Genomic DNA, 1,261 nt, shown 5'->3' with positions numbered 1-1,261 from the left:
AGCTCTGCGACGGACCGGCAGCACCCAACAGCCGGCCACGGAGCGAAGCGGAGAGGACGCCCAACAGTGCTCGCCCGAGTACCCTTTCCCCGACCCCTCCTCTGCGCCCAAATCACCGTAAGCGTGGGCTTGTCGCACGCACCAGGTGACCAGCGCCGGCCCTGACGCGGGAACGGCGGTCCGGCGCCGGCAACCACCCACCCAGGCGGCCACCTGCGGCGGACCGCCCGCCCACAAAGGCGAACGGCCCGCAGCCTGTCTAGGCGGTGGTTTGGTGGAGTCCGAAAAGCTGTTGCGCGGTGTCAATCAGATGTTCGGGGACGTCTGCTTCGTCGCCGTCAGCGGTTTCGCCCAAGACAACGACGTCACCGCAGTACACGTCTGCCAGAACGCCGGTTTCTTCCAGCACCAGCTGGGCGGCGCGGCGGTTCGGTGCAAGCTGCATGATCTTGCCTTCTTCATTCAGGTAGAAGTGCCAGTCATCGACGGTGACGGCTTCGATGTTTCCGGCCACAAGGGTTTGCAGGTTGTCTAAACCGGCGTTGATGGGTTCGACGCGTGCCGGCTCGGCCAGGTTGGCTGGGATGATCAATGCTGTGCAGGTGTTCACGGTTTGTCCTTCAACGATTGCAATCATGAGTTTTTACTCAAATACTCATTTGAGGTGGGAGGGGTGCCCCGCCCGTAGGCGGGGCACCGGTTTGGGTGGTGGTTAGGCGGCGGCGGAGAGATTGCAGGGAATCCGGTACCGACTGGGCATCTCGGCGGCTGCCTCTGGCAGGTCGTCGGGGCCTTGGGCCTGTCCGTTCTTCCAGTGGAAGAACGCCTGCTCACTTATCGCGGTCCAAAAAGCGGCCTTGGTCCGGTAAAACGTGGTCCTCACGTCGCCCTCACAGTAGGTGGCCATGCCGAACAGGTTGCCGATCTCGTCGGCGGTGCGGATCCCGGCGACCATGACGTAAGGCCACTGGCCCAAGTCCCAGCCGTCACAGCCCCAACTGGGGATCACGGCCCAGCCGTGTTCACCGATTACGTCCATCCAGTCGTATCCGTCGTTCATGTGGTAATCCACGAGCACCGGAACATCGTGGATGGTTTCCTCGGTATCAACGGTGGTCACGGTCATCTTGATGACTGCGTTCATGTGGTGGTGCTCCATTCTTTGCCGAAATGGTGGGTGGGTCGGGCGGCTTAGGTGACCGGCCAGCTCCCCTCTCCCCCAGTTGCTTTTTTGTTGCTGGCACGTAGTGCTCTACGGGGC

At 62.3% G+C, this 1,261-nt stretch carries 2 protein-coding genes; both read right to left on the bottom strand.

Features of this window, described 5'->3' with window-relative positions:
* Positions 1-259 precede the first annotated feature (259 nt).
* Entirely contained in the window at positions 260-610 is a 351-nt protein-coding gene (locus tag AC3A4Z_RS22575; RefSeq protein ID WP_498714548.1) for a DUF3846 domain-containing protein, read from the bottom strand.
* Positions 611-712: 102 nt separating this feature from the next.
* Entirely contained in the window at positions 713-1,144 is a 432-nt protein-coding gene (locus tag AC3A4Z_RS22570) for a hypothetical protein (RefSeq protein ID WP_419202644.1), read from the bottom strand.
* Positions 1,145-1,261 lie beyond the last annotated feature (117 nt).

The sequence above is a fragment of the Arthrobacter sp. Soil_C_49 genome, from assembly GCF_057656635.1.
Note: the sequence above shows the minus strand (reverse complement) of the source record. Positions and strands in the feature narration are given on the sequence as shown.

Excerpts from the sequence above, each read along its gene's own strand:
- AC3A4Z_RS22570 (WP_419202644.1), bottom strand. The coding sequence starts at position 1,144 with ATGAACGCAGTCATCAAGATGACCGTGACCACCGTTGATACCGAGGAA.